This window comes from Bradyrhizobium sp. AS23.2 (genome assembly GCF_001908185.1).
In the GTDB taxonomy this organism is placed as follows: Bacteria; Pseudomonadota; Alphaproteobacteria; order Rhizobiales; family Xanthobacteraceae; genus Bradyrhizobium.
The window spans coordinates 1-1,275 of record NZ_LGHM01000327.1 but is presented as its reverse complement, the minus strand read 5'-3'; the positions used below and the strand labels follow the sequence as shown (position 1 = coordinate 1,275).

The window sequence follows — 1,275 nt, the reverse complement described above, 5'->3', positions numbered from 1 at the left end:
AGACATCGCTAGGCCAGCTGGTTCACGACCAGAAAAACGGGCACCTCGAAAAGAAGATCAGAAAGGCAGAATAGTCAGCCGTCCGTTCGGCTTGTCAGCCGATCGCTCTGCCGGCATGAACGTGGCAACGCGCCCCGGTCCGCATCAGAACTCGATTGGCCGAGCCCTCGAGGCTACCGGCGTCGCGTTCATCCCGGATGAACGGGCGCGGAGCTGGCGTGAGGATGAAGAAGCGGAAGCGCTGATTTTTTATTGGAAAGTACCCCCACCCTTTTGGGGCCCCGGCCCGCCCACTTGCGAGCGTCAAAAGAGCCCTTTTCATAGCCGATGCGGATGGGAAAATCGGACGAACTTACTCATCCCATAAAAGAACGAATTATTTTGTGCCGATAATGCTGAATCTGCCTGTTTTCATAGGTCGAAAAATGACACGGAAAATCGAAATAAATCGAATTTTCGGCCTGGTGTTGGCCGGTTGGATGCTTACGAACTTTTCGGCCCCGGTTGAGGCACAGATGGTGAGCGTTGACGGCAACACGCTTCTGAGCCTGTGCAATGCGAACATCAAGCAAGAACGCACAGGCGATTGGGCAATGAAGGGTGGGACCTGCTTGGGATATCTGACTTCGATCGCGAACATCCAGATGTCAGGGGTCGCTATCGGCGGGCGCAGAGCCTGCATACCGGCCAATGTCGATATGAACCAAGTGGTAGACGTGTTCAGATCCTACTTGCGAGATCACCCTGAGAGGCGACATCTGCTGGCTGCAAATCTTGCGGCTGAAGCCTTCGGCGCAGCTTTCCCGTGCGGCCGGAGGGACTAGCAGAGCTAATCCTCGAATGGGAATAGGGGGCTCGGCTCCTGCGCTGCCCCAAAGTAGCGCTCAATCAGTGGCTGGTTCGATGATCGATATCTGGTGTAAGCGAAGCGTCGGGCCTGGCTGACGACTTTCTTGTTCACTTCCGTCACAACCCTCGTCTGATCGGTCGCCATCAAGCTTTGGAAGACGTGAGTACTGTTAGCGGCCACGAAGAGCTTCCTTGGACCAACTGGAAGAGAAATGAAGCCATCGCGCTCTCTTATTCTCCAATAGTGGGTCGGACGGTCTGACGTGATAAACTCGTGCTTCGATTGGGGTAGGTCGAAGACCTTCCACTTCATACCGTTGATATGTGTTCCTAGCTCGATGATCTCGATGCCGCGCATGATCATATTTATCGTGACCTTGTGCACGATGTTAGGGTCGCGCCGCGTCAGGAACTCTTCGAAACTAT

The 1,275-nt window shown here is 54.4% G+C and carries 2 protein-coding genes; one reads left to right on the top strand and one right to left on the bottom strand.

Annotated features, from left to right (window positions below; all coding sequences use genetic code 11):
* Positions 1 to 392: 392 nt before the first annotated feature.
* Positions 393 to 824, top strand: a complete 432-nt coding sequence (locus tag AC630_RS41880; protein WP_143198762.1) for a Rap1a/Tai family immunity protein — start codon at positions 393 to 395, stop codon at positions 822 to 824.
* A gap of 5 nt (positions 825 to 829) precedes the next feature.
* On the opposite strand, the gene AC630_RS41875 is transcribed toward AC630_RS41880, so the two are convergent.
* On the bottom strand, positions 830 to 1,275 hold a 446-nt coding region (locus AC630_RS41875; RefSeq protein ID WP_143198761.1), incomplete at its 5' end, for a DUF4238 domain-containing protein.

What these genes read in the sequence shown, in the direction of transcription:
- AC630_RS41880 (WP_143198762.1), top strand. Translation starts at nt 393, where the DNA reads ATGCTGAATCTGCCTGTTTTCATAGGTCGAAAAATGACACGGAAAATC.